The organism is Anoxybacillus sp. ST4 (genome assembly GCF_019448545.1).
GTDB lineage: Bacteria > Bacillota > Bacilli > Bacillales > Anoxybacillaceae > Anoxybacillus > Anoxybacillus pushchinoensis.
Genome location: NZ_JAHZOE010000118.1, coordinates 1 through 243, shown reverse-complemented (window position 1 = coordinate 243; position 243 = coordinate 1). Strand labels below are relative to the sequence as shown.

Here is a 243-nt window from a genome sequence, read left to right as displayed (position 1 = left end):
GGGCACTCTAAGGTGACTGCCGGCTAAAAGTCGGAGGAAGGTGGGGATGACGTCAAATCATCATGCCCCTTATGACCTGGGCTACACACGTGCTACAATGGGCGGTACAAAGGGTTGCGAACCCGCGAGGGGGAGCCAATCCCAAAAAGCCGCTCTCAGTTCGGATTGCAGGCTGCAACTCGCCTGCATGAAGCCGGAATCGCTAGTAATCGCGGATCAGCATGCCGCGGTGAATACGTTCCC

Annotated in this window: 1 rRNA gene; it reads left to right on the top strand. The window is 57.2% G+C overall.

Features of this window, described 5'->3' with window-relative positions:
* Positions 1 to 243: ribosomal RNA gene (locus tag K1I44_RS15650) — 16S ribosomal RNA — on the top strand; the annotation flags it as partial.